Origin of the sequence: Kitasatospora sp. NPDC088861, from assembly GCF_044750105.1 — a bacterium.
Classification (GTDB): Bacteria; Actinomycetota; Actinomycetes; order Streptomycetales; family Streptomycetaceae; genus Kitasatospora.
In genome coordinates this window covers 1-24,790 of the sequence record NZ_JBIVJF010000042.1, presented here as the reverse complement: position 1 = coordinate 24,790, position 24,790 = coordinate 1, and the positions used below count along the sequence as shown (strand labels likewise).

25 protein-coding genes and 2 pseudogenes are annotated in these 24,790 nt (G+C 68.6%); 20 read left to right on the top strand and 7 right to left on the bottom strand.

Annotated elements, in window-relative coordinates:
• The first annotated feature begins 10 nt into the window (after positions 1–10).
• From ACIP37_RS35605 to ACIP37_RS35585, 5 genes and pseudogenes are all read left to right on the top strand, one after another.
• Positions 11–247 (top strand): hypothetical protein, encoded by a 237-nt coding sequence (locus ACIP37_RS35605; protein WP_363586101.1) that lies wholly within the window; start codon positions 11–13, stop codon positions 245–247.
• A 182-nt stretch (positions 248–429) separates the two neighbouring features.
• Positions 430–1,452, top strand: a pseudogene (locus ACIP37_RS35600) (ISAs1 family transposase); the annotation flags it as partial.
• Between the two features lie 283 nt (positions 1,453–1,735).
• A complete protein-coding gene (locus ACIP37_RS35595; RefSeq protein WP_363586104.1) occupies positions 1,736–2,044 on the top strand; it encodes a hypothetical protein in 309 nt (102 codons plus the stop codon).
• Positions 2,045–2,502: 458 nt separating this feature from the next.
• Positions 2,503–2,940, top strand: coding sequence for a hypothetical protein (locus tag ACIP37_RS35590; RefSeq protein ID WP_400812454.1), 438 nt, complete (start codon positions 2,503–2,505; stop codon positions 2,938–2,940).
• 205 nt (positions 2,941–3,145) lie between these two features.
• Positions 3,146–3,598, top strand: coding sequence for a hypothetical protein (locus ACIP37_RS35585; RefSeq protein ID WP_363586106.1), 453 nt, complete (start codon positions 3,146–3,148; stop codon positions 3,596–3,598).
• A 523-nt stretch (positions 3,599–4,121) separates the two neighbouring features.
• Here the strand turns inward: ACIP37_RS35585 and ACIP37_RS35580 are convergent.
• Positions 4,122–4,661 carry a CGNR zinc finger domain-containing protein gene (locus ACIP37_RS35580; protein ID WP_363586107.1) on the bottom strand — a complete coding sequence of 180 codons (540 nt, stop codon included), beginning with the start codon at positions 4,659–4,661 and terminating at the stop codon, positions 4,122–4,124.
• A 124-nt stretch (positions 4,662–4,785) separates the two neighbouring features.
• Here ACIP37_RS35580 and ACIP37_RS35575 point away from each other — a divergent pair, with 124 nt between their 5' ends.
• From ACIP37_RS35575 to ACIP37_RS35550, 6 genes are all read left to right on the top strand, one after another.
• Positions 4,786–6,069, top strand: coding sequence for an MFS transporter (locus ACIP37_RS35575; protein WP_400812578.1), 1,284 nt, complete (start codon positions 4,786–4,788; stop codon positions 6,067–6,069).
• A gap of 359 nt (positions 6,070–6,428) precedes the next feature.
• Positions 6,429–6,950, top strand: a complete 522-nt coding sequence (locus ACIP37_RS35570; RefSeq protein WP_400812576.1) for a hypothetical protein — start codon at positions 6,429–6,431, stop codon at positions 6,948–6,950.
• Positions 6,947–7,198, top strand: coding sequence for a hypothetical protein (locus ACIP37_RS35565; protein WP_400812574.1), 252 nt, complete (start codon positions 6,947–6,949; stop codon positions 7,196–7,198). Before ACIP37_RS35570 ends, ACIP37_RS35565 begins: the two co-directional genes overlap by 4 nt.
• Positions 7,188–7,817 (top strand): Fic family protein, encoded by a 630-nt coding sequence (locus tag ACIP37_RS35560; RefSeq protein ID WP_400812572.1) that lies wholly within the window; start codon positions 7,188–7,190, stop codon positions 7,815–7,817. The genes ACIP37_RS35565 and ACIP37_RS35560 overlap by 11 nt, the downstream gene beginning before the upstream one ends.
• Before the next feature lie 170 nt (positions 7,818–7,987).
• The gene (locus ACIP37_RS35555; RefSeq protein ID WP_400812570.1) at positions 7,988–8,599 is read left to right on the top strand and encodes a hypothetical protein; all 612 of its coding nucleotides are present in this window, start codon (positions 7,988–7,990) and stop codon (positions 8,597–8,599) included.
• A gap of 246 nt (positions 8,600–8,845) precedes the next feature.
• The gene (locus ACIP37_RS35550) at positions 8,846–9,571 is read left to right on the top strand and encodes a TnsA-like heteromeric transposase endonuclease subunit (RefSeq protein ID WP_400812568.1); all 726 of its coding nucleotides are present in this window, start codon (positions 8,846–8,848) and stop codon (positions 9,569–9,571) included.
• Positions 9,572–9,742: 171 nt separating this feature from the next.
• Here ACIP37_RS35550 and ACIP37_RS35545 read toward each other — a convergent pair whose 3' ends face one another.
• The 3 genes from ACIP37_RS35545 to ACIP37_RS35535 form a co-directional block, all read right to left on the bottom strand.
• Positions 9,743–10,444 carry a hypothetical protein gene (locus tag ACIP37_RS35545; RefSeq protein WP_400812566.1) on the bottom strand — a complete coding sequence of 234 codons (702 nt, stop codon included), beginning with the start codon at positions 10,442–10,444 and terminating at the stop codon, positions 9,743–9,745.
• Complete coding sequence (locus tag ACIP37_RS35540; RefSeq protein ID WP_400812581.1) at positions 10,444–11,013, bottom strand: SigE family RNA polymerase sigma factor; 570 nt, start codon at positions 11,011–11,013, stop codon at positions 10,444–10,446. Before ACIP37_RS35540 ends, ACIP37_RS35545 begins: the two co-directional genes overlap by 1 nt.
• A gap of 785 nt (positions 11,014–11,798) precedes the next feature.
• Positions 11,799–12,683, bottom strand: a complete 885-nt coding sequence (locus ACIP37_RS35535) for an aminoglycoside phosphotransferase family protein (protein ID WP_400812548.1) — start codon at positions 12,681–12,683, stop codon at positions 11,799–11,801.
• A gap of 194 nt (positions 12,684–12,877) precedes the next feature.
• On the opposite strand from ACIP37_RS35535, the gene ACIP37_RS35530 reads away from it, so the two are divergent.
• Positions 12,878–13,360, top strand: a complete 483-nt coding sequence (locus tag ACIP37_RS35530) for a hypothetical protein (protein ID WP_400812546.1) — start codon at positions 12,878–12,880, stop codon at positions 13,358–13,360.
• 622 nt (positions 13,361–13,982) lie between these two features.
• Positions 13,983–14,180 (top strand): hypothetical protein, encoded by a 198-nt coding sequence (locus ACIP37_RS35525; protein WP_400812544.1) that lies wholly within the window; start codon positions 13,983–13,985, stop codon positions 14,178–14,180.
• Positions 14,181–14,217: 37 nt separating this feature from the next.
• Here the strand turns inward: ACIP37_RS35525 and ACIP37_RS35520 are convergent, their stop codons facing one another.
• Positions 14,218–14,466 (bottom strand): hypothetical protein, encoded by a 249-nt coding sequence (locus tag ACIP37_RS35520; protein WP_400812542.1) that lies wholly within the window; start codon positions 14,464–14,466, stop codon positions 14,218–14,220.
• Between the two features lie 289 nt (positions 14,467–14,755).
• Between ACIP37_RS35520 and ACIP37_RS35515 the strand changes: the two genes are divergently transcribed.
• The 5 genes from ACIP37_RS35515 to ACIP37_RS35495 all read left to right on the top strand — a co-directional run bounded on the left by ACIP37_RS35515 (position 14,756) and on the right by ACIP37_RS35495 (position 20,556).
• On the top strand, positions 14,756–14,992 hold the full coding sequence (locus ACIP37_RS35515; protein ID WP_400812540.1) for a hypothetical protein: 237 nt from the start codon (positions 14,756–14,758) through the stop codon (positions 14,990–14,992).
• 1,143 nt (positions 14,993–16,135) lie between these two features.
• Entirely contained in the window at positions 16,136–16,459 is a 324-nt protein-coding gene (locus ACIP37_RS35510) for a hypothetical protein (protein ID WP_363587081.1), read from the top strand.
• A gap of 629 nt (positions 16,460–17,088) precedes the next feature.
• Entirely contained in the window at positions 17,089–17,466 is a 378-nt protein-coding gene (locus tag ACIP37_RS35505; RefSeq protein ID WP_363633694.1) for an ankyrin repeat domain-containing protein, read from the top strand.
• A gap of 400 nt (positions 17,467–17,866) precedes the next feature.
• Entirely contained in the window at positions 17,867–18,445 is a 579-nt protein-coding gene (locus ACIP37_RS35500) for a TnsA-like heteromeric transposase endonuclease subunit (RefSeq protein ID WP_400812537.1), read from the top strand.
• Positions 18,445–20,556: a Mu transposase C-terminal domain-containing protein gene (locus ACIP37_RS35495; RefSeq protein ID WP_400812535.1), complete on the top strand. Its 2,112-nt coding sequence runs from the start codon at positions 18,445–18,447 to the stop codon at positions 20,554–20,556. The genes ACIP37_RS35500 and ACIP37_RS35495 overlap by 1 nt, the downstream gene beginning before the upstream one ends.
• A 43-nt stretch (positions 20,557–20,599) precedes the next feature.
• Here the strand turns inward: ACIP37_RS35495 and ACIP37_RS35490 are convergent, their stop codons facing one another.
• Positions 20,600–20,932 carry a hypothetical protein gene (locus ACIP37_RS35490; RefSeq protein WP_400812533.1) on the bottom strand — a complete coding sequence of 111 codons (333 nt, stop codon included), beginning with the start codon at positions 20,930–20,932 and terminating at the stop codon, positions 20,600–20,602.
• Positions 20,929–22,180 (bottom strand): annotated as a pseudogene (locus tag ACIP37_RS35485) (IS256 family transposase). Before ACIP37_RS35485 ends, ACIP37_RS35490 begins: the two are co-directional and overlap by 4 nt.
• Before the next feature lie 4 nt (positions 22,181–22,184).
• Here ACIP37_RS35485 and ACIP37_RS35480 point away from each other — a divergent pair.
• Together ACIP37_RS35480 and ACIP37_RS35475 are read left to right on the top strand one after the other, a co-directional pair.
• Positions 22,185–23,357 (top strand): TniB family NTP-binding protein, encoded by a 1,173-nt coding sequence (locus tag ACIP37_RS35480; protein ID WP_400812531.1) that lies wholly within the window; start codon positions 22,185–22,187, stop codon positions 23,355–23,357.
• 197 nt (positions 23,358–23,554) lie between these two features.
• Positions 23,555–24,496: a hypothetical protein gene (locus tag ACIP37_RS35475; RefSeq protein WP_400812529.1), complete on the top strand. Its 942-nt coding sequence runs from the start codon at positions 23,555–23,557 to the stop codon at positions 24,494–24,496.
• Positions 24,497–24,790 lie beyond the last annotated feature (294 nt).

The window sequence follows — 24,790 nt, the reverse complement described above, 5'->3', positions numbered from 1 at the left end:
GGAAGAAGTCGTGTTTGACCACGTCATCGGGCTAGGCCCCGAGGAGGCCGCACGCTGGGCAGCGCTGGTCGAACAGTCCCGGCCAGTCCTTGAGAGTGACGGAATGGAGGCTGTCCAGACCCTCCTAGCCGAGCGCGGAATGAGCATCATCCAGGCGATTGCAATCACCCGGGCACTACTTGGGAATGCGGAGACACCGCTTCGAGTCGCCATCGACATCGTGGCCACGAGCAAGGCTCGGCAATAAGTTCAGAGAATCGGCAAGGACTCGACGATCTCGGTCAACTCGGTCCCGCACCAGGGCTTCGGTGTAGTTGACGGACGCCCGGTTTGTGGTGATCTGTTGGCTGGTGGGTGCCCTGAAGGCAGGACAGGCACGGCTTCCAAGATCATGGAGTTCTCGACGCCCCGTGACCTGTCTGGAAGACCGTGCCTGCCGACGCAGCATCTCCGATCCCGCCTGCCCTTGACCAGCTACGCGAGCAGTCCGACGCCGCTCCCGGGGAGGTCCCCTGCCTGCTGGAGCGACTGGCCCAGGTACCTGACCCACGCGATCCGCGCGGTGTGCGGTACACGCTGGCCGTCGTCCTCACCCTGACGGCATGCGCGGTATTGGCCGGGGCGACCTCGCTGCTGGCGGTCGGCGAGTGGATCACGGACGCGCCGCCGTACGTGCTGGAACACCTCGGCGTGCACCCCGACCCGCTGCTGCCCAGGCGGCTGGTCCCGGCCGAGGCGACGGTCCGCCGGCTGCTGACCCGCATCGACGGCGACGCCCTGGACCGGGCGGTAGGTGGCTGGCTCGCCGACCGCCGACCAACGAACTCCGGGCTGCGCGCACTGTCTGTGGACGGCAAGAGCCTGCGCGGCGCGGCCAGGGCCGACGGCCGGAAGATCCACCTGCTCGCTGCGGTGGAGCACACCAACGGCCTGGTCCTGGCCCAGCTCGACGTCGGCGAGAAGACCGGCGAGACCACCCGCTTCCAGCCGCTGCTGGACAGCGTCGCGGACCTCGCCGGAATGGTGGTCACCAGCGACGCACTGCACACCCAGCGCGAGCACGCCGCCTACCTCCTCGGCCGCCGGGCCCACTACATCGCGATCGTCAAGGACAACCAGAAGAAGTTGCGCAGACAGCTCAAATCCCTTCCCTGGAAGGACATTCCGCTCCAGGGACGCACCCGGGGAATCGGACACGGCCGTTCCGAGATCCGCCGGATTAAGGTCGCCACCGTCAACAACCTGCTCTTCCCCGGTGCCTGCCAGGCGGTCCAGGTCAAGCGCCGCCGCACCGACCGCAAAACCGGCAAGACCACCATCGCGACCATCTATGCGGTCACCAGCCTGACCGCCGAACAGGCCACTCCCGCCCAGCTCGCGCAACTGATCCGGGGCCACTGGAAGATTGAGGCCCTGCACCACGTCCGCGACACGACCTTCGCCGAGGACGCCTCCCAACTGCGAACCGGGAACGCTCCCCGCGCCATGGCGACCTGGCGCAACCTCGCTGTTGGAGCCCTGCGGCTGAGCGGCGTCAGGAACATTGCGGCCGGCCTCCGCCGCAACGCGCGCGACGCACGCCGGCCCCTCGCGCTCCTCGGCCTTGCGTGATCACAAAGCAGATGCCAAGCGACTGCGCCGAAGCTCTGGGCCAAACCCGGTGACACGCGTGTGCCGTACAGGGAGACTGGCGGCGACAGACATATACGAGCAGTCGAAGGCCGAAGGGCAAAGAGTGGCACTGGCGAAGAAGGGTTCCCGCCGGATTGTCGTCGACGGCGTCGAGTACCGCTGGCGAGTGAGCAGGAAACCGTGCTGCGACTACGACGGCATCACCTTGGGTTACATGGTGGAGGACGCGGCCTGTCCCGGAACGACGCTCGTCGTGGAGACCGGTCGGCCGGCCGTGCTCGAACCGAACATGGTGCCGGCTGAGGTCGTCCTACCGCGCGAAGTCGCCGCAGGTATTCGGGCCGCGCGGTCGAACGGCTGGACGCCCAGCTCCAACGGTTCGCCGTTCAAGCTGCACCTTTCCGCTGTCTGAACGGGCCGTACCGAAAGAGGCGCGGCAGCGCGGGCGGGCAACCGGTCTCCCACGGAATCCGAGCGTGGCGGGGCCTGGCCACGTGCTACGACGAGACCCACGACAGCTACATGGCGGGGCTCCAGCCGCGCGGATCGCGTGGGTCAGGTACCTGGGCCAGTCGCTCCAGCAGGCAGGGGACCTCCCCGGGAGCGGCGTCGGACTGCTCGCGTAGCTGGTCAAGGGCAGGCGGGATCGGGGATGCTGCGTCGGCAGGCACGGTCTTCCAGACAGGTCACGGGGCGTCGAGAACTCCATGATCTTGGAAGCCGTGCCTGTCCTGCCTTCAGGGCACCCACCAGCCAACAGATCACCACAAACCGGGCGTCCGTCAACTACGCCGAAGCCCTGGGCCGCTTGTCGTGTGCTGGGCGGGGAGGCTGGGTAGCGGTTTGGCCATGGGGAGTTGGATAGCGCCGGTGTTCGCGTTGGTGGGTGTGTGTCTGGGGGCCGTGGCGACGCATTTGGCGGAGCTGCGTCGGGCGCGGTGGGAGGAGCGTCGGTGGACGCGAGAGCTGAGGGTGCGTGTCTACGGCGAGTTCCTGACCGCGCTGGAGGAGGCCGCGCAGGCGTTGCTGAAGGTGTTGCGGGCCTTGCCCCCGGGCGAGCGGGGTGAGGCTGTGCAGGAGGCGTTCACCGCCCATGGTCTGGGGGCGGTGCGGCAGCGGCTTCATGTTGTGGCGCCGGCGGACGTAGTGCTCGCCGCGGACGCGGTGTTTCGAGAGTTGAGCCGGAGCCGCGACATGGCGGACGGGTTCGACGCCCTTGACATGGCCGCGTTGGACGAGGCGAAGGATCGTGCGGGTGACCTGAGGGACCGACTGCAGCAGTTGATGAGCGAGGACATTGGCAGGTAGAAGTCCAGGGTCGGCTGCTGGGTGGCTGTCAGGCCGCCTTGGTGGATGGCCTTCGTGGGGTTCAGCGGTCCGGCTGCCCTGTGTGTCAGTGGGGACGGGCAGGGTGTTGATCATGTTTAAGGGATGGTGGAATGTCCGGCCGGACGAGGAACGCGAGCAGTGGGTGCTGGAGCCGTTCACGGCTGTGGGACCGTTGCGTTTCGGTATGAGTGCTGACGAGGTGACGGACTCGATGAGTGGTGTCACCGCAGATGTCGAGCACCGCACGTGGACCGGCGGGCGGGGCGACAGCACTTGGAGGGTCAGTGAGGGTCTGTTCCGGGAGTTCGGGCCCCAGCTCTACTACCAGGACGAACGGCTGTCCGGCATCGTGGTCGACGCCCTGTGTGGCCCGCAGGTCACCGCGGAGGGGACCGCTCTCGTCGGGCGGGTGCCGTCCGTGCTGGAGCGGTGGATGCTGGAGCGCGCCGAGACGCGTCCGGACGACGAGCTCGCCTACATGAGCGCGGGTGTGCCCTGCTCGTACTCCCTCGGCTTGATGGTCAACGTCCAACGGGAGGGCGACCGTCTTCTTACCCGGCCGGTGTTCTTCCCCGCGGAGGCGCTCGACGACCTCCCCCACTGGTTCCCGCAGAGGGCTTGGGAGATCCACGACTGAGCGTCCCTGAACACAGCTGTACTGCACAGCTCTGACCGAGTGTGATGTGGCGGGGAGGGGCCTGGCTGCGCGTGTTGCGCCCGCTGCCCGGTCCGCCGGCCTCGGCTGCTCCCCGCCGTCCGCCGTCCGTGCCCGCTGCTGCGCCTGTGCCCTGTGTCCGTTGCCGGTGTGGCCTGCTGGCCCGTCGCCGGCGGGGCCGTGCCGGTGGGCTGGGTGGATCGATGGGCAGGGCATGGCCTGGGATGTGACGGAGTCGGGCTCGGGGCGGCATCGACGTCCGCAGGGTGAGAAGGCGTCGCGGATCTGGATCTGCGGTATCTGCGGCGAACGGTCGGTGTGCCCGCAGTTGGTCGGACCGCCTCGCCACGTGAAACCCGGTCCGGAGATCCATTACGGCCCGGTGCCTGCCGGACTCCCGGCCGACCAGGAGGCTGCTGTCGGCGTTCGCGTGAAAGTGCACAGCCCGGTACACACGAACGTGCACCACAATGCCCTACTCCCCAGGAACGCGGCCGACCGACGGCTAGATCGTCTGCCGTTGCCGGGACGCGTAGGACCGGCTCTTGTTGCGGTTCCCGCACACCTTCATCGAGCACCAGCGGCGGCTGCGGTTCTTCGACACATCCCAGAAAGCCCAACCGCAGGTGTGCTCTGCGCAGCGCTTGAGTCGGGCAGCATCCCCGGTCGTGACCAGCTCACTCCACGCGATCGCCAGCGTGGCCAGCGGCCCACACTCCGCCGGTAGCTCCGCCGCAGGGGTCAGTGAGCCGCGCACCGTGACCAGCACAGGGTGTTCGGCCAGCACCCGGTCCGCCGCGGCGAGCAGTTCCGCGTCGGGGGTGTCGCCGACATGGGCGCCCAACTCCTCGCGGATGCCTGCGCGAAGGGTCACATAGTTCTCGTGCACTTCAGTGGGGATCTCGCAGGGTGCGTCGAGCAGGCCGCGGTCCTTCAGCCAGTCGGCCAGTCCGGCCGGGGTGGCGATCTCATCATGTGTCTCTTCCACGTCGACCGTGTTGGCGAACGCCTCCACCAGGACGGCTGAGGCCGGTGGCTCCAGCATTGCGGGTCACCTCCTACAGGTTTCCACCACTCTACCGCCTAAACGTTTTACCGGTTGCGCGATGGCGGGGGTGTACGTCAAAGTGATCTCACCGGCTAAAGCGTTAGGTAGTTAGGGGATGGTCATGGTCACAGCGGTGCCTGAACGAACGCAGACCGACAAAAGCCTCGGCACGTCGACACTGGGGCCCTGCGCCCCACCAGACCCTGGTCGCCGCAACACCGCTGTCCTGGTCGGCTTCACCGCCGCGACCAACCTCGCCGACGGCGTGATGAAGATGGCCCTCCCCCTGCTCGCAGCCCAGCTCACCAGCTCTCCCGCCCAGGTCACCGCCGTCTCGTTGACCCTCACGCTGCCCTGGCTGCTTGTCGCCTTGCACATCGGCGTGATCGTCGACCGCTTCGACCGGAGGCGGCTGCTCTGGGGCGCAAATGGGATGCGGCTGGCTGCGATGGGCTGGCTCACCGTCTCAGCCGTTACCGGTGCCCTCACGCTCGGCCAGCTCTTCACCGCCGGGGTGATCCTCGGCGTCGCCGACGTACTGGCCTCGACCTCCGCCTCCGCTCTGGTACCGGCTGCGGTGCCGGCTGCGGGCCGGCAGCGCGCCAACGTCTGGATGGTGGGGGCCGAGACCGTGGGGCAGGAGTTCGCCGGGCCTTTCATCGGCGGGCTGCTGCTGGCCGCCGGGACGGGTCTCGCGCTGGGGCTGATAAGCGCCTCCTACGCGGTCGCTGCCCTGGCCCTGCTCCTGCTGGTGGGCCACTTCCGGGCCGACGGGCCCGCCCCGGACGCGGCTCCCGTCTCGGTCAACAGCCGGATCGCCGAGGGGCTGCGCTTCCTCTGGCGAGACGAGGTGCTGCGCACACTGTCGCTGGTCGTCGGCGTGCTCGCCGCCGTCTGGGGCGCCTGGCTGGCGCTCATGCCGCTCTACGCCCAGCAGGCCATGGAACTCGGACCGCAGCAGTACGGCATTGTGCTCAGCGCCCTCGGCATCGGCGGGCTGGCCGGCACGATGGCTGTGACCTGGGTGAACCGGCTGCTCGGTGTTCGCCGGGCGATGTTCGCCGACCTGATCGGCACCGCCGCGATGGTGGCGCTGCCCGCCCTGACCACCAACATCTGGGCAGTGGCGGGCGGTGCCTTCCTCGGCGGTATGGGCGGCACGCTCTGGACGGTCAACTCCCGGACCGTCGCCCAGCGCAAGGTCCCCGACGAGATGCTCGGCCGCTACGACGCGGCGGCTCGGCTCTTCAGCTTCGGCGCCATGCCGCTCGGTGCGGCTCTGGTGGGCCTGCTGGCCGAACTGGGCGGCATGCGGCTGGCCTTCGGGGTGTTCGCGGTAACCACAGCGGCGACGCCGGTGCTGTTCCTCAGGAACGTCACCCGGTCGGCCCTGGAATCCCGTTAGGAACGCACCTTCGGACCTTTCCGCGTTCCCCGCCCGATGCACCGGGCAGATGCGCCCCAAGGCGACACGGGACCCGGAAGGCCCGGAAGCATACCCCAGCCGCCTCCGGGAGAGGGCCCCGTTGACGGTGACGACTGTCCCGGATCCTGACCAGACGGGGGGCCCTGGCGCCACAGCACTGGGCCAAAAAGCCGGGATGGCCGTGCACGTTCCGCTGTACCGGCCGGCGCACATTCGGGTGTACGCCGACAGCTGTCGGCGTACACGGGTAAGTGCTCAGGCAGGTACACGTGAATGTGCCCGGCTGGGTGAAGGCAGCCGGGCGGCGGGAGACGCAGGTCGGTGGTCAACAAATTGGGATGACAGGTCTCGACCTGGTCGGCATGATCGGTCAGTTGTTCCGTCATGTCTCACCTCGGAGGTACGCCACGTCCATCCACCGCGAACGAGCCTGGGACCTGCCGTGGTCCGCTGCTGCCCCCGGCCGGAACGCTTTCGACTGGGACGACGACGAGGCGGCGCGGCTGACGGCGCTGGTCGTTCCGATGGTGCCTCCCGTCGGTGCCGAGCGGATGGCGGGCTTTCGATTCATCGACGAGGTCACCGTGCTCCTGGTGTCCCGTTATGGCCGGTGGGCCTGCGGTTGGGACCATTCGAACCACCACGGCGGTCCCGTCGAGACCTGGTGCTGCGATTCGCACTCGGTCGGAGAGGCGTCGGAGACCGCCGAACGCGTCGTGACCTGCCTGCTGGAGTGGCGTGACTGGCTGGAGGACATGGCCGAGCGGTTCGAGCAGCTTGCACCCCTTCCCGGTACGGACTTGCACCCCTTCCCAGTACGGACGCCGAGGACCGCAGCTGGCACCTGGAACGCGCGGTGACCCGCCTGGTCACCGCGGTCGTCAACAGCACCCACGCCGAGTCGTCCTGGTACGGGATCTGCGAGACGACGCTGACCTGGTTCCTTACCTCCACCGGCCTGGGACTGGAAGAGGCGCAGAAGGCGGTGGAAGCCGCGATCGGCGGCCGGTTCAAGAGCCACAGTGCGCCCGCCCCGCCCCTGGTCGACACGGTGGGAGAGGACCTGGCGATTCGCCCGACCGGCCGCGGGTTCTACCGTGAGCGATGACGCGCTGGCCACGTGGTGCAAGGTCAGGGAGCAGGTCGACTGGTCCTCGGCCGCGAGCGTGCGCGCGGCACCGGTGTGCGCGGCCGTGGACGGACTCGCCGCCTGGTTCGACGGTCCGGTCCGCCTCCGCGACCCGGACCGCGCCGACCGGCTGCTCGCCGCGATGACCCTGTCCCGCGCCGATGCCTCACAGGGAGAGCCGCTCACCCCGACCCTTCTGGCCGGCTGGCAGAAGCTGGTCCTCGGTGTGAACGAGGTGCGCCTGCGTCAGAGCGACGCCTTCGCCAAGGACGGCCGGGAACGATACGGGCTCACGCCCCACACCTGGCAGGACTTCGCCGCTTGCCTACACCAGAGCGCCGCCCTGTCGGTCCCCCTGCCAGCCCGCGCGGCCAGGGCGTACCTCGGCATCGCCTTCTTCCACCCCTACCCGGACGGCAACGCCCGCCTGGCAGTACTGGTCCTCGCTCACGTCCTGGATACGGAGGGAGTACGCCTGGACGAAGTGGGGCCGCTGCAGACCACCCGCTACGCGGACGACCCGGACGGCGCCCTCGACCTGGCGGCCCTGGTCACCGTACTGATCCGCGCCACTCACCGCCGGGCAACCACACGGTGAGAGAAGGCTCCCGCCGAACCGGGCAGGTGAGCACGTTCAGCAGTACGCGGCTGAGCACTTACCCGTGTACGCCGACAGGTGGGCCGCGCCTGATGCGTTGTCCCTGGTGGATGCGATGATCGCCGTTGCCAGCGTGAGCACGCTGGTTTCACGACTCGGGGGTGGCTCGTATGGACACGTGGCAAGAGCTTTCAGTGCTGGTGGAGGAGCGGCTGAAGGCGACATCGACCAGTGAACGTGGCGTGTTCGCTGCCGGTGTCGCGGAACGGCTCATGAACTGGCACGAGGCCCTGCCCGAGGACGAGCAGGCGCCGTTCACGGTGAGCCTTCGCCCCCTGTTGAACTCTGTGTGGGAGGGCGTTCTCGGCGACACGACGGCGTTCTCGGCAGTGAACCGCGGTGTCGCCGAGTACATGCTCAGCGAGTACTGCCACAACGACGGTCAGGACGGGCCCGATGATGCGGACGAGTCGGCCGCAACCGCGACGTTGTATGCCGCTCACGCCTATCTGTTCGGCTGCTACGACTTCGCCCATTGGACCAGCCGCCGGGCGGTGGAAGCCGTTGATCAACAGCTGGAGTACCTCGCCGAGCAGGAAGATGACGAGCTCGTCCCTGATTCGGACGAAGCTCTGGCCTCTGAGTTGCAGCGGCAGTTGCGGGATCTCGATCTCATCGCGAACTACTCGAAAGAGCTTCGCTACTTCAGCACGGGACTGCCCGTCGACACCTCGATCCGACTCCGCGTGGAGCTTCGAGCGCCCCTCTCCAACCGGGCGTGAGTGTCCCAGCGGTCGGACCTCCCATCCTCCACGCTGGGCCAAACTCCTACTGGCCTGCATCGACCTGATTGTTTGAGATGGATTGTCACCTTTTCGAGTGACGGCATCCGCCTCTCTGTCGTGGCCACCTACGAGGTGCTTCACCCTCGCAGGGAAGACGGGTTCTCGGTGCGACGGAGGCGTCGGTGGACCGGTCCGCAGCCATGGCCTCTGCCTGGGAGTACGCCTCGGGGGTCGACGTCGGGTTTGTCGACGTCGACGGTGTCGACTGTTTCGGACCGTTGGCGCGCTGGTGGGGACCCCTTCGAACTGGCTTCGCCTGTCCGGTCGTTCGCCGCCTTCAAGGGGCAGAAGAACTTCACTGGTGAGTACTGGGCGGCGACGTCCGGATCCCAGGTGGGCTACGAGTCATGGGTGGAGCGGGACGCCGCGATGGCGTTGGACCTCGATCCTACGGTGGTCGCTCTGGCGTCACAGCCCTTCCGCATCGTTTGGACGGCGGGGGAACGCCGGCGGGAGCACACGCCGGACTACTTCGCACGGCTGGTGGACGGCACGGGTGTCGTCGTGGACGTGCGTCCGAGGGACCTGATCGACGAGGACACCGCCAAGGTCTTCGCGTTCATCGCGCGGGTCTGCGAAGCGGTGGGCTGGCAGTTCCGCCATGTCGGCGACTTGGATCAGCCTTACCGGGTGAACCTGCGCTGGCTGGCCCGCTACCGTCGCCGCCGTTGCCACCGCGAGCCGGTGGCGGACAGGTTTCGGGACGTATTCGTCGAGCCGCTGCCCGTGCTCGTCGGGGCGGAACAGGCCGCCGACCGTCTGTCGGACCGTCCGGCGCCAGGCCTCGCCTGGCCCGGACAAGGGGCCCGGCACCGCCTCCGCGGACACCTCCGCCGGCACCAGGCCCGCGGCCCCGGGCAAGGGGGCACGGGCGTGGATCGGCAACGAGCGCGTGCGGGTGGAGGCTGATCGTGCCCAACGAGCCTCTGATGGCTCCTGCCAGTAGTACGCCAACCAGCAGTCCCGGCTGAAGGAGAGCCCGAAGGCCAGTCTTTCTGCTCGGGTGGCGTCACCAGGTGAATCACGCCGCCCGGTGCCCGGTGCGTGGGACCGCCTGCACGGCGGTCCCACGCACCGGGTTCAGGACGACACCGTCTTGCTCGTCAGGAGCTTCCCCTGGGCGTCGTACGCGGCGAGCTTGACGCCTTCGAGCGGGAATGCCGTCGAACCGTTGAGGGTCTTGTTGCTGGGCCCCCAGAGGTAGCCGGTGGTGTAGCCCGGGGTGCCGGGCAGTGAGACGACGGTGGCCCAGTATGCGTGGCCGTCCACCTCGATGCTCATCCGGGCCACCTGCTCGGGCCCGTGGTAGATGAGGTTGTACAGACCCTCCTGGTACTGCGGGGCGTTCCCGTAGTACCCCATGTTGATCCCGGTCGTGCCACCCGCCCAGGAGGACCCGCCGCATCCCGGATCGCTGCGGTAGGCGGGGGCGTCGTGGATGCAGACCTCCTGGTCCTTCAGCTGCATCCACCAGTCCGGGCGGCCCAGCGGCAGCTGCTGGCCGGGCTCCACCACCACGGGCTCTGGAGCCGGACCCTCCGGTACGGCCGGAGCCTGGGAGGCCGGTCCGACGGCCTGGGCCCCGTGCTGCGCGGACAACACCGCGCCTGTGCCGGCCACCACCGCGAGCGCGGCCGCCACGGCCGATGCGCCCATCGCCACGCGGCGCCCCCGCCGCTGCCGGCGCACGTGGCCCCGTGCGGGCGTGGCGGACCAGTCCGCCACCGCGACCCGGGCCGCCTCGTCCCGCAGGGCGCCGCGCACCATGTCCTCGGTGTCCATCACCTGTTGTCTCCGTTCGTGCCGTCGGTCGTCGAACCGGTGTCCGCCGCGTACGGGGCCAGCGCCGGGTGCCGGCGCAGTTTCGCCAGGCCCCGGTTGGCCTGACTCTTCACATTGCCCAGCGAACAGCCCAGGATCTCGGCGACCTGGTGCTCGCTCATGTCCTCCCAGTAGCGCAGGACGACCACGGCCCGCTGGCGCTGCGGCAGTTCCGCCAGCGCCTGGAGCAGCACCGAGCGCTCCTCGACGTCGCGGTGGCCGCCACCGGCGGTGTGCGCCCGGTCGGGCAGCACGGGGACGAGCAGCTGCCTGACCCGGCGCCGCCGGTGGCGGCTCAGGTTGTTGTTCACCAGGGCTCGGTGGACATAGGCGTCCGGCTCCTCCAGACGGCTGATCCGGGACCAGTTCCTGAAGACCTTCGCGAACGTCGCCTGCACCACGTCCTCGGCCTCGTGGTAGTCGCCCGTGAGCAGGTAGGCGGTGCGCACCAGCCGTCGCCAGCGCGTGGCGGCGAACCCCTCGAAGTCCAGCTCCCGCAGGCCGGGGCCGCCAGCGGAAGCCGGTGCCATGACGGACGGGGGAGGGTCCTCCACCGGGACGGGCAATATGGTCGCGGTCATCCAGTTCCTCTTCGCATCCGCGCGACGACCCGACCGGGCCACCGCTCTGCCCTACTCACCGCCGCGCCGCCGCAAAGGTTGCACGCTGGCACCGACGCGCTGGCCAACCCGGACGGCGACGAACTGCTGCGCGCGCGGAGCAGACCGCCGCCGAGGCTGCGGCCGCCACGGCGAAGCTCGCCGGTTCGTGGTGGCGCTGCTCCTGACCCGGCCTTGCCCCCGGTGCGGGCCGCTGACCTGCACCGGGGAGTTTGGGAACCCCCGCTGACCTGCGGTGGGGAGCTTCGCCTCGCGGAGGTGAGTCTCGCCCCGGGACCGTTGGTGAGTTTCGGGCGTCGGCACAGGTCAGCGGCCGGTGAGAACCAATCGAACCGGAACCGGCGCCGAGGGCGGCGGCGATGTGGACCTGGAGGTTCGGCACACGTTCGGACTGTCAGGACCGTCGTGGTCTCGGTAGCCTGGCGTGGGGGTGACATCGAGTGAGCGTCTGAGGTGTATCGCCTACATGGAGGCCGTTCTCCTGGAGGATGCCGCAGGCCGGGAGGCACTGCGCGTCGACGGGTCGGGCGAGCGGCCGCTGGCCGTGGGCAACAGCTGGCGGTCCTGACCCCGGGAAGCCGACGTCCGGCAGGCGGGTTCGCAGCTGGAGTTGCGGGAGAAGGCGGGCCCGGACCGGTTGGAGTGCTCCGAGTGCGTGCAGGCCCGCGCCGCGGTCCACGCGCCCCTACGACCCCTCAGCCTCGATCAGCGAGGATCTCCGAGAGCACGCGTCGCGCGTCACGGGCGTCAGCGCCGTCCTCGCCCAGGCTGTTGGCGTACGAGACGAGCGTCTTCCACAGCGCCCAGCCGCGTCCGCGCGCCCACGTCGCATCGTCGACGCCCAGCCGCTTCCGGAACAAGTCGCGGCCGTCAGCCGAGAGCAAGGTCCACGCGATCGCGAGGTCGCAAGCGGGGTCCCCCACGCCACACGTACCGAAGTCGATGACGGCGGCGAGCTGTCCGTCCTCAAGGAGCAGATTTCCCTGGGCAAGGTCGCCGTGGAACCAGACGTCGGCCCCGTCCCACTGCGCCTCGAGCGCCTGAGTCCACAACTCATGTGCCGGCGCGACGTCGATGCGGCCGCGCAGCTCGTCCAGCGCACCGAGCGCCTGCGCCTCATAGGTCCGCAGCGTTGCTCCGCGGAACCAGTTGTGCTTGCCAGGCTGTGGTCCTTCCGAGGCGTCGATGCTCTGCAACGTGGCGACGAAGTTGGCCAGGCCCTCGGCGAAGCGGATCGGATCGACGACTGACTCGAACGTCGCGGGTGTGCCGTCGATCCACCCGTAGACCGACCACGCGAACGGGTAGGTCACACCAGGACTCCCCTTCGCCAGCGGCACCGGGATCGGCAGCGGGAGAGCGGGTGCCAGCTCGGGTAGCCAACGGTGCTCCTTCTCCACGGCCAAGGCGTACTCCTCCGCGCTGGGCAGGCGGAGCAACATGTTGTCGCCCAAGTGGAAGGTCCGGTTGTCCCAGCCGCCGTTCTCCACAGCCGTCACAGGTAGTGCGGCCCATTGTGGGAACTGCTCGGCCACGAGCCGCCCGGCCTGTTCGGCACTCACGGTGACCCGCTGGGGCATGGGCCCAAGATCTGGAACATCGTTCAACAGGTACCCCCTTGTCTAGGCTCTAGTGTGAGCAGACAGACATTGCTCCACGCGGGTAAAACCCACCCGATATCTGACCGACCGCGCAGGCCCCCCGGGGGTGCCTCTATGGTGTTCGTCAAGGAAATCGGGCTGCGTTCGGGCGGGTGGCCAGGCAGCATGGCGGGATGCCAGATCTGCTGTGGGACGACGTCAGGAACTTCTTCGACCCCGGCCTGATGGGGTCGCTGCCGGACGGGCGGGTCGCAGATACCTCGGTCGAGGACTGGCAGGCGGTGCTTGATCTGGTGCGGTCGCAGGGGTGGTCCTGCGAGTACTCCGAGGACGGTGTCGCGGTTCGGCTGCCGCGAGCTGCGGACATGCTGGCCCGCAGCGAGGACACCGACGCGTTGTTGAGGGTCTGGCCCGCCACTGGATTCCTGGCGATCTTTCGGGCGTATGAGGCCAGCTCGATCGACTTCGATGTTGATCTGCGAGAGCTGTGGGGCCAGGACGGCGTCAATCTGCTGTGCCTCCTGCTGCGGGCGATCGGGCGCAGGCTCGGCAAGGCGGTGACGTTGACTCCGGAGTCTGATCCGCTCCATCCCGTTCTCGGGTTCGATGTCGAGGCCGACCGCGTGGTGCTGCTGGCGGAACCACGGCTCAGCTGATCGAGGGTTCTCACCGGCCCGACTTACCTCTCTGTGCCCCGGCCTGTGGTTGCTGTGGTTGGTTGGTTGGCTGGTTGGGTCGGTGCCGGTCGGGCGCTGCGCCTGCGGCGGGCCTTTCTTCTCTCGCGTCCGGCTGGTGCCGGCCGCTCGTGGTGGGGCGGGGCGGGCTGGGGCGCGGCAGCCCCGGAAGGGCCGTCAGGCTGCCTCGTCGGGCCTGGCCGCCCGTTCCTCGGACACGGCGGGCGCAGGCGGGCAGAGACGGTCCGGGGGCGCTTCTCGGCGGGCAGCGGGTGGCACAACGGCGGGCATGACGACTTCCTTCACCAGACGCCGTCGGCACCGGACAGGCAAGCCCGCCGCCGCGCCGGTGCTCGCCCGCCAGGCTGCCGGTCACCCGGCCACGGCCGGGCCGTGCCGGCCGGCGGCAGGGTACTGCCGGACCTGGAGCAGCGAGCACCTGTCGCCCGGCGGGCTGGTGGTCCGCACCACCTGGCACGAACCTGTATGCCCGTCCTGGTCCACCCGGTGACTCCACAGCAGGTCGGCCGGGCGTGCAGGCCTTTCGCCCGACCACGAGGGGATCTATGGTGATCGCCCGGTCACCTGGAAGAAGGGGCTCCCCATGGCGCGCACGATCACCGACGCGTGCCTGTTCGAATCCGCCTGGGGCGCGGACGAACCGGAGGAGCCGTACTTCGGGACCCCGCTACGCCCCAGGCATCCCTTCGACGGGAAGCAGCTGGCCAAGATCCTCCAAGAGAACCTCGGCGGCGAGCTGACCGTCATCGTTGACGCGAAGGGCAACATCCGACTGCGGTAGCGCCCCGCGCCCGGTTGCCGGGCGGCGGGGGCCGTCGCTACGCCGCCGTTGCCGGCTGGTCGTCGATGTGCTGGAGTCGGCTGCGAGCGGCGACCCGGTCTTCGCCGGCCAGCGTGGCCCAGTACCCGTCGGCCCACACCGCGTGGCAGGCCCGCCGCCCGGCTTCCTCCAGACGTGCGGACTCGGCCAGCTGCTCTTCTCCCAGCCCCTGCTGGGCGGCCAACAGATCGCCGCTCCACGACGGCAGCGTCGCCAGGAACGCGCGGCGCTCGGCCTGCACGGCCACCAGCGCCCGCTGCGCGTCCTTCAGGTCGTCGGTGTACTCGAAGGTCTTCTGCTCTCCTCGGAGGGGACCAGGGGCATGCCCATGGGTGCGGCTTCGACGTGGTGATCGTGGACGGGTCGCGGGAGGCCCCCACCTCGACCGGTCACCCAAGGGCGGCCGCTAGAGAACCCGGGTGCGGCGAAGCTGCCCGATCGAGGAGGGAGCCACCCGCTCAGCCCGAGGACTGGCCGTAGGCTGACGCCGGGCGCCCACGGGATAGCGTCCAGCTCCAGAGCCATTAGGGGGTGTGGTGGTCACGCTCGCAGGGATTCTGTTTCAGGTTGTGCACTTCACCGACATCGTTGACGACTGCTGGAGCGTCGAGTATCAGAGCGGGGGGCGGGAAGGTCTGTTCATCTCCGTGTCGCGCCCCTTCGACGGTCCAGCCGACCAGCTCGAAGTCTTCTCGACCGGTGAGCTTTCACCAAACCTGCGGGCCGTCGCCCTTGCGCACGCTCGGGTGCGGCTGTCGGATGGCGACGAGTGACCGTGCCCAACTCGTGCCCGATCGAGCGGGGAGCCACGGGGAAGAGCGGCCCACCACGGTCGAACCAGACAGCACCGGCCCAGCAGCCATAAGGCCAGGTCACAGCCGGTCACCACCTCCCGCCCCCCGGAGGCGGGGTTGCCCGAGCTACCGAGCTACCGAGCTACCGTGCTGCCATGGAGCCGAACCCGGGGCCCGACGGTCCGCTGTCCGACACTGAGATCACACAGTTCGTCAGTCTGCTTCGCCGATACTGCTCTCACGAGCTTGATCAGTGGGCGAACGTCAAGACCGAGACTCCTTACGGACCGGTCTACGTGATGTTCACCAGGGCGCTTCCGCCCGAGTGGCCCCCAGAGGCTTTTCGCGACTTCTAGGCGTGCCACAGCCGTGCCATGTTGGGCGGGGAGTCACGGGGAATCGCAGTGCTGGACGGGAGGCTTCCGAGTGGTAGCCAGCTCACGAAGGCCGCAGGTCAGACCGGTTGGCCGACACCCTTTCTCCCGAAGCCGCCGCGGTCCCGGCGCCCGCGTTGATTCCTTGATGACCGCCCCGGGCTGGGCGCTCGATACCTTGATGCTCGGCCACGACTCGATAACGTCGCAGTTCAAAGCGCTGGTGAGGGCGGGTCGGAGCACCTTGATGCTGAGGCCGGAATCGATAGTTGGCCGCACCGACCCTACGGCTACGGTGGGTGACCGAATCGGTCACTCGGGTGGGTGAAGCTTCCCGAGTAGAGGTCTCGTTTGGGGATCCCGCCCGCGCGTACGCGTACCGGGTGGTGTCGTTCTGGCATGTCGACGAGGGAGGGGCCCGGGGCGTGGTCGGATGTGTGTGATCTGGCGGCGCTGATCGGCCAGTTCACGGGTGGCGCCGCTTTTCGGTCGCGGCTGGTGCTCGACGGGTCCCGGTTGCGATGGTGGGCGACGGCCTGGCTTCCGACTTTCCCATGATCTCGCGAATCGGCCCCGCGCAAGGCGGGGCCCGTGGCCATGACTTTTCGTCAACGTAGGCAAGGTCGAGACACGTTCGATGGAGCTGACGGTGTGTCCCGGGATGGCTACCGCGCTGCCTTCAGCGTGACTGCCTACCTTCAACAAGGCACCGATTAGCCCGGATACCTTGTGGAGTGAGGAGAACGTCGTGGCAGAAGGCAACAAAGTCACCATCGGGAGCTGGAGCATTTCCGAGGGCGCTGACGGTGAGTTGGTTTTCACCAGGGACGGCGGCACCCAGGCACGACTTACACCCGGCGGCAAACTCATCGGAGCGAACGGCGGTGCGCCGGTCTGCTACGGCGACGATGTCGAGGTGACGTCGTATCGAACCGGGGCCTCTCTCAGCGCAACGACGGCTCACGGCGACCATGACCACCCGGGCCATTGGAATGGATGGGCGTACTGGAGCAGCGATCAGCCGAGGCAGGACGCTGACGTCCACCTCAAGATCCACCCCTACGGAGACTGACCGGCGACGACGGTAGCCGCGCTGTCATGCTGACGGCCCCCAAGGCGGTGTTGTCTCGGGGGCCGTTCTCGTTATGGGCGACGAAGATGTTGACCAGGTTCTGTGTGCTGAGCGCGCCGAGTCCCACCGGTGGAGTTCTTCCATGAGCCCGGAAGCTCGTGCGGATCATGCTTCGGAGGCGTCCCTCCGGCCAGTCCTCCTCGGGATTACATGGAGCGACTGCTCGGCCAAGCAGGCGGACGTGACGGCAGGGAACCCCGCCGCCGATCGCCAACCAGGCGGCTACTCCTCGTGACATCGCGCGACATTCTCGGGCCAACTGCCGCTTCTGATCCGGGCCAACTATCGATTCCCACGAGCGCCTCCACCAGCACCGATCAGCAGGTCGGGTGTCCCGTCTCAGTCGATCTGGTCCCTGTCTCAGGTGATCTGGTCCGATTCGCTCGTCGTCTCAGATGATCTGGTCCGGCGGGGTCTACTGTCCCGTCTTACGCGATGTTGTCGCTGTCGCTGTCTCAGGTGGCCCTAGCGGGATTCGCGATCGGTCTCGGGTGATGTTGTCGCTTCAGCCCAGGGTTGGATGTGTTGGAAACGGGGGCTACCGCTCCGCGGAAGAAGGAGGGCCCGTAGTGGTCGAGGAGACGATGAGCGCGGCGCACGCGGCGGTGGAGACAGGCGATGTCGAGGCCCTGCGTGCGCTGCTGGACGCCGGAGCCGATATCCACCAGGAGTTCGGTGGGATGACACTGCTGCACCATGCGGTGGACTCGGAGATAGACGCACACGGCCAGACCGGCGATCCGCTCAGTGTGAGCCTGACCGCATATCTGGTGGCCCGAGGTGCCGACCCGCGCCGCAAGTCGCACGGCGGGACCGGGCTTTCTGTGGAACACGTCGCCTTCGTCAGCGGGCACTGGATGGCTACCGCGATCTTCGAAGCCTGGGAACTGGCAGCTCCAGCGTCCCGAAGTCCGCGCGGCCATGAGGGAACACGATCAGCTTCATAGCCACCCGACTCGCACCTGCAGCCAGGAGTCGATATTTCGGGATGCGGGCGCATCGAGAGGCTACGAGCCCTCTGGCCTGCGTCGACCATATTGTTTGAGACGGGTTGTCACTCTTTCGGGTGGCGTCGCCGGGCTCTGCCCACGGGCCCGGACAACGTGTCCCACGCTCGCATTGAGAGGGGTCACGACAGTGCGGAGGGCTGAGTGGATGGTTCCGCGGAGGCGGTCTCCGCCTGCAACTGCATCGCAGACCTTGAGGTCGGGGATATTGAGGTCGGGTTCGTCGACGCCGATGGTGTCGAGCGCTCCGGTCCGCTGACGCGCTGCTGGGCCGAGCCCTTCGAGTTCGCCTCGCCGGCACGGTCGTTCAACTCGTTCAAGGGACAGAAGAACTTCACCGGTGAGTACTGGGCGGCGATATCGGGATCCCTGGTGGGCTACGAGTCGTGGGTCGAGCGGGACGCGGCGATGGCACTGGACTTCGACCCGGCCGTGGTCGCCCTGGCGTCCCAGCCCTTCCGGCTCCTCTGGTCCGGACGGGGAACGCGGGCGCGGGCACACCCCGGACTACTTCGCACGGCTGGCGGACGGCACCGGCGTCGTTGTCGACGTCCGACCCGAGGGCCTGGTGGACGAGGCCACCGCCGAGGTCTTCGCGTTCACCGCGCGGGTCTGCGAGGCGGTGGGCTGGCAGTTCCGGCAGGTCGGCGACCTGGACCAGCCCTACCGGGTGAACCTGCGCTGGCTGTCCCGCTACCGCCACGGTCGCTGCTATCGCGCGCCGGTGGCAGGCCGGCTGCGGGAAGTCTTCGCCGACCCCCTGCCCCTGCTCGCCGGGGCCGAGCAGGTCGGCGACCGGCTGGCCGTGCTGCCGGTGCTCTATCACCTGCTCTGGCAGCATGAACTGACGGCGGATCTTGTGACGGCCCCGCTGGGCATCGACACGCTGGTGCGCTTGGCGTCCCGGGACCGGCCATGATGTCCGCGCGGCCGGGACGGCTGCGGCTCGGTGACCGGGTCAGGTTCCAGGAGCGCACCTATACCGTGGTCGGCCTGACCGGGATGCGGGTCCGGCTGGCCGACACGCACGGCACCGGGATGCTCGTCGACCAGGTCCACCTGCAGTCGGCCGAGGACTTCGCAGTCCTGGGGGCCGGCGACCGCACGGCGCTGGGCTCGGCCGCGCTGCTGGATCGCCTGCCCGGGCCAGTGGCCGCCCGCGCCCTGTGGTGGCAGCGGCATCTGGTCGAACTCCTCACCGGTCTGCCGCCCGACGCCCCGGCGGGGGTCCGGGTCAAGCCCGAGTACGACCCGGTTGGCCGTTCGCTGGCGCAACGCGAGCGGGCGAAGGCGGATGAACTGGTCGCGCTGGGCGAGGAGGTCACGGCGCGGACGGTGAAGCGCAAGCGCCAGCAGTACGAGGCCGGAGGGATCGCGGCGGTGGTGGACCACCGACTCGCCCCGCACGCCTCGCTGGCCGGCCGGGCCGACCGGCGGGTGGTGGCCGCGATCCGTCAGGCGATCGGCGAGAGCATCCCGGCTTCCACCCGCACGATCGAGCACGCGCGCTGGCGGACCGAGCGGATCCTGGAGGCCGAGCACGGCCAAGGCGTGGTGGAGATGCCGTCGCGCCCGACGTTCTACCGGCTCTTCGACAAGCTGTCGCACGGGGTCCACGTCACCGGCTCGGCCCGCACCCGCCGCTCGTTGGCCGACCAGCCCGAGGGGCCGTTCCGCTACGAGTCGGTCGCCGCCCCCGGCGAGCTGATGCAGATCGACTCCACCCCGCTGGACGTGCTGGTGCGGCTGGACCACGGGGTCCCCGGCCGGGTGGAACTCTGCGCCCTCATCGACCTGGCGACGCGCACCGTCGCCGCGGCGGTGGTGCGGCCCACCACCAAGTCGGTGGACGCCTCGCTGCTGCTGGCCCGCGCGCTGACCCCGGAGCCGATGCGGCCCGGCTGGGTCCAGGCCCTGTCGATGTCCCGCTCGGTGCTGCCGCACCGCCGACTGCTGACCCTGGACGAGCGTCTGGAGCACGCCGCGGCCCGGCCCGTGATCATCCCGGAGACCATCGTCTGTGACCGGGGCAAGGCGTTCATCTCGGACAACTTCCGCGCCGCCTGCCGCACCCTGGAGATCAACTTCCAGCCCTGCCACCCACGCTCCCCGGCGGAGAAACCCCACATCGAACGCACACTCGAATCAGTGGCCACACTGTTCTGCCAGTTCCTCCCCGGCTACCTCGGCCGCACCGCCGAGCACCGCGGCCGAGACGTGGACGACGAGCCGTTGTGGTCGATGCTGGAGATCCAGGAATTCCTCGATGAATGGCTGGTCGCCAAGTGGCAATCGAGGCCCCATGACGGGCTCCGCGACCCGGGCGTCCCGGGCCGGACCTTCACCCCGAACCAAAAGTACGCCGCCCTGGTCGAGAGCGCCGGCTACGTCCCCCTCGCCCTTGGCGGCGACGACTACGTCGAACTGCTGCCCGCGACCTGGCGGGCCGTCAACTCCTACGGCATCAAAATCAACAACCGCATCTACGACTGCCCCGACCTGGCCCCGTTCCGGCGCCAGCCCTCCGGCGTCACACGCAAGCGGAACCTGTGGGAGATCCACCGCGACCCCTACGACGCCGCCTGGATCTGGATGCGCCACCACTGGGAGACCGGCTGGATCCCGGTCCCCTGGAAGCACCTCGGCAGCGTCCCGCAGCCCTTCGGCGACCTGGCCTGGGACCATGCGGCAGCCGACCTGCGAGGCAAGGGCAACCCGACACCCACCGAAGAGCAGACCGCCCAGGCTGTCGCCAAGCTCCTCGTCAGAGCCAACCAGGGACCGGCCCACCAGAGCGATGGACCCGCCTCGCGGCCGTCCAAGCGCGACCGGCGCGTCGCCGCCAGGACCCGAGCCGCCGCCGAAAGCCCCGGACCGCGTCCGCCCAGGCCAGAGCCGCCTCCAGTCGTCGAGGACGAACCGCATCTCCACGCTGATGAGGCGATGGACAGCACAGATGACGAGCCGATCGCGAAGGTCATCCCGCTCGGCGTCTTCGACCCCTTCAAGGAGGCGGACAAGCGATGGTGACCATGACCGGACGAGCAATAGTCAATACCTGTGGATGGCTTGGTTACGGCAGCGGATTGGTTCCCCGGATGGCCTGCCATCGGGAGCCCTGGAAGGCTGACGTGAGGTGTTGAACGACTGTGCCTCGGAGGGTGACGAGCGCGGTGTGGACGGGGTCGAGCTCCTCAACGGAGTGGCGGTAGGCCAGGATCTGCGTCAGTTCCAGGTCGATAGCCTCTGCCGAGTCGCGGATCCGGTCGAAGCGGGCACCGCGGCGAACGGGTCCGAGCATGCACCGCACCGTTGCGGTGGCTTCGGCCGGAGTCACGATGGTGACCTGGTCGATCTGCAGTTCCACCTCGACCCTGTGGCCGACCGGGTTGGACGACTTGGTCATGCCGCCACCTCGGTGCGCTCGACCAGGACGCCGTTCTCGAAGCGAGCGCCGGAGCGGACCAGGGCGACGAGGTGGGCGCCGGTGATCGCGCGCCAGCGTTCCTGGGCGGACTCGACCAGTTTGAACACCATCGCGAGGGCCGCGGCCGGGCTGCCAGCACCGCGGGTGACCTTGGTCCGCAGCTTGACCGTGGAGAACGTCGACTCGATCGGATTCGTGGTCCGCAGGTGGATCCAGTGCTTGGCTGGGAAGTCGTAGAACGCCAGCAGCACGTCCCGGTCGTCGGTGATCTTCGCGACGGCCTTGGGCCACTTTGTGCCGTAGGTGCGGGCGAACTCCTCGACCGCCTTCTCCGCGTGGGTGCGGTCCTCGGCGTTGTAGATCTCCTGCATCGCCTTCGTGGCGCCCGGCTGTGCGGACTTCGGAAGTGCGTTCGTGACATTTCGGGCCTTGTGGACCCAGCAGCGCTGGTGGCGGGCGGTCGGGAAGACCTCCGCCAGGGCCTTCCACAAGCCCATCGCGCCGTCGCCGATGACCAGCTCGGGATCGCGCATGCCACGTCGACGGCAATCCCGTAGCAGGTCCGCCCAGGACTCGGTGGACTCCCGCAGCCCCTCGGCCAGCGCAATCAGCTCCTTGGTCCCGTCCGGGCGGACGCCGAGAAGGACCAGCACGCACGAGTGCGCCTGGCCGAGCCGCACCTTCGGGTGCACCCCGTCCGCCCAGACGTAGACGAAGTCGCGGTCCGACAGGTCCCGGGCCTGGAAGACGGCGTGGTCGTCGCCCCACTGCTTCGTCAACCGGGTCACCGTCGCCGGCGACAGGCCGGCCGTGCCACCGAGGAACTGCTCCAGTGCGGGCACGAAGTCCCCGGACGACAGGCCGTGCAGGTAGAGCAGCGGCAGCACCTCGCTGATCTTCGGCGACCTGCGACACCACGGAGCCAGGATCTTCGAGGAGAACCGCCTGCGCTCGCCGGTCGCTTCATCCACCCGCCGGTCGTTGATCCGCGGGGCCTTCACCTCGACCGGGCCGGCTGCGGTGACCCACGGTGCGGGGCCGGTGGTGACCGTTGCGGACCACCAGACGGCGGCCGCACTCGTCGATCTCGGCAGCCAACTCGGCTATGTACTGGTTGACTTCCGCCTCCAGCGCGGCGGCGAGCATGCGCCGGGCGCCCTCGCGGACGATCTCGTCGATCAGGGAGCCGGACTGAGTCGAACCGTCATCGGTGACTACGCTGAGCACGGGCGTGCCTTCCCGACCCGCGCTGCAACGCGGGCCTACTCGGAGACCTTCAAGGGATCATTCGGGAAGGCACGCCCTCCGCGTCCCTCCCCGCACCGATCCACAAGTCCTGAGCATTGCTCTGACCGGACCCACCCCCGGCCAGGACTCGGACCCGGGCCGCCAGCACGGATGGCGAAGTGCCCTGGAACGCGAGGACCTGCACCGCTACCTCACCACGCTGGAGGGCTGGCGGGAGTTCACCACCCAGGACCCGGTTCCGCCCGACCTGCTGCCCGCACCCGCGCTCGCGGACCTGGGCCCGGACGAGCGGCTGGACTACGACGACGACCGCCTCGACTACCACACCCGCCTGACCGTGGCCGCGACCTCCACCTTGCGCACCGTCGTCCATGCGGGCAGGCGGTTGACCCTGCTCAACCGGCACGCGATCAGCGCCCGCCGGGGCCTGATCCTGTCCGGCGCGGCCGGGACCGGAAAGACCACCGCACTCACCCAGTTCGGCAAGACCATCGAGGTCATCGACCGGCGCCAGCACCCGGGCGTCGACCGGATCCCGGTCGTCTACGTCACCGTCCCGCCCGCCGCGACCTCGCGCATGCTCGCTGTCGAGTTCGCCCGCTTCCTGGGCCTGCCCGTCACGACCCGCGCCAACATCACCGATGTCATCGAGGCCGTCTGCGGTGTCCTGATCGACGCGAGGGTGAGCGTCGTGTGTGTCGACGAACTCCACAATCTCTCGCTGGCAACCAGGAACGGCGCCGAGGTATCGGACACGCTGAAGTACTTCTCGGAACGGATCCCGGCCACTTTCGTCTATGCCGGGGTGGAGTTGGAGGCGGACGGGATGTTCAACGGCCCCCGGGGCCGGCAGATCGCCGGGCGCTTCGCGGTCATCGACACCGTCCCCTTCCCCCGCACCGCGGAATGGACCGGACTGGTCATCACCTTCGAAGAGGCCCTGCGGCTGCACCACCACAAGCCCAAGACATTGGAAGGGTTGGCCGGCTACCTCCACCAGCGCACCGGGGGCATGATCGGCAGCCTGTCCCACCTCATCCGCGGGGCCGCCATCGACGCCATCCTGGACGGCACCGAGAAGATCACCCGGAAGTCGCTGGAACGCGTCAAGCTCGACCGCGCCGCCCAGACCCGCAAGACCAAATCGGCTTCATGACCACCAGTGCTGACGACGGCGACCGGCCTCGCCCACTGCCTGCCCGCCCCCGCCCTCGGAGCGGGGAAAGCACTGACTCCTACGTCCGCCGACTGGCTCGCGCGAACCACCTCAAACCCAGCTACCTGCGTGGATACCTCGCCGGGCCACCCGACTACGGCTACGGAGGTCGCCCCCGAGGTGACCGGCTCGCTGCAGTGACCGGACGTCAGCAAGACGCGCTCGAACGGGCACTGCCAGACCTGGCCCCCAGGAAATCAGCTGAGCCCAGTGAACCAGAGAAGCCCAAAAGGTATGTCACCCTCAGTGCTGACAAGCCCGCTCTCTTCGCCGCGATCCGACGAGATGCTCAGAAGGAACGCCTGTCCGTCAAAGCGTTGTCGAAGCGGCACCACGTGCACAGCCGCACCGTCCGGCAAGCCCTTGCCTCGCCGACACCGCCGCCCCGAAAGCCACGCACGGTCAAGGAGAATCCGGTCCTTGACCGCATCCGGCCCGCCCTCGACGCCATCCTCGACGAATGCGCGGCAACGAACGGCGGCCAACTCCCTCCCACCCGTCTGATCTGGGAAAGACTGCTGGACGAGCATGACGCCGACGTCTCCTATGCCACCGTGCGCCGCTTCCTCGTCGGACATCCGCTCACGAATCCCAACGGCGTTGCCGGCACACCACGGCGCACCACGGGAGATTTCCTCGGCGCCACCCATCAGGCCCTGCAAGCCAACATCATCAGAAACCACCGCGGCCTGCTGGCCGCCATTCGCCAACAGCCCGCGATGCACGGCATCGACGGCTCCTTCGCAACCACCACCGCCTTCGTCCTGGGCTGCGACGCCGGGACCTCCTGGAGCATGCTCGCCGGCTTTCACGAGTGGCTGGTCGTCCGGCTCGGCAGGGGGCAAGACCTCACCTGGCCTGCCCTTGTTCGCCACCTCGCTCCAGCAGGATGGGTCCATCCGCTCACGCCCCACGCCGACATCGAAGCCGTCGCGACGCTCTTCCAGCTCCTGGGCGAGTTCTTGGACCAGCGAGAGCAACCCGACAGCCTCGCAAGGATCTTCAGGGACTACCAGTCCTGGCTGAACACCCAAAACTGGTATCACTTCGAAACAGCAGGGACGGACCAGATCAACTGAGACGGCACCGTGCATCCCAGCTTCCGGGACCAGATCACTTGAGATTTTCGGCACCTCGGCGTCTCAATTGATCTGGTCGCCGCAGGTCACAGCCCTACTCGCAGACCAGATCATTTGAGACGGGACACCGCAGTTCCAGCTACCGTGGCCCGGCACAGTCACGCTGAGTAGCGGTCATGTGCTGTCTCTGGCAGTTCTGAGAGGGTGTTCGATACCGATTTAGGCTGCTGCGAGAGGTTTCGGGCGGAGGTATTGCCCGATTTTGTCGGGACTGGCGGTCAGGCGGTTGGTCAT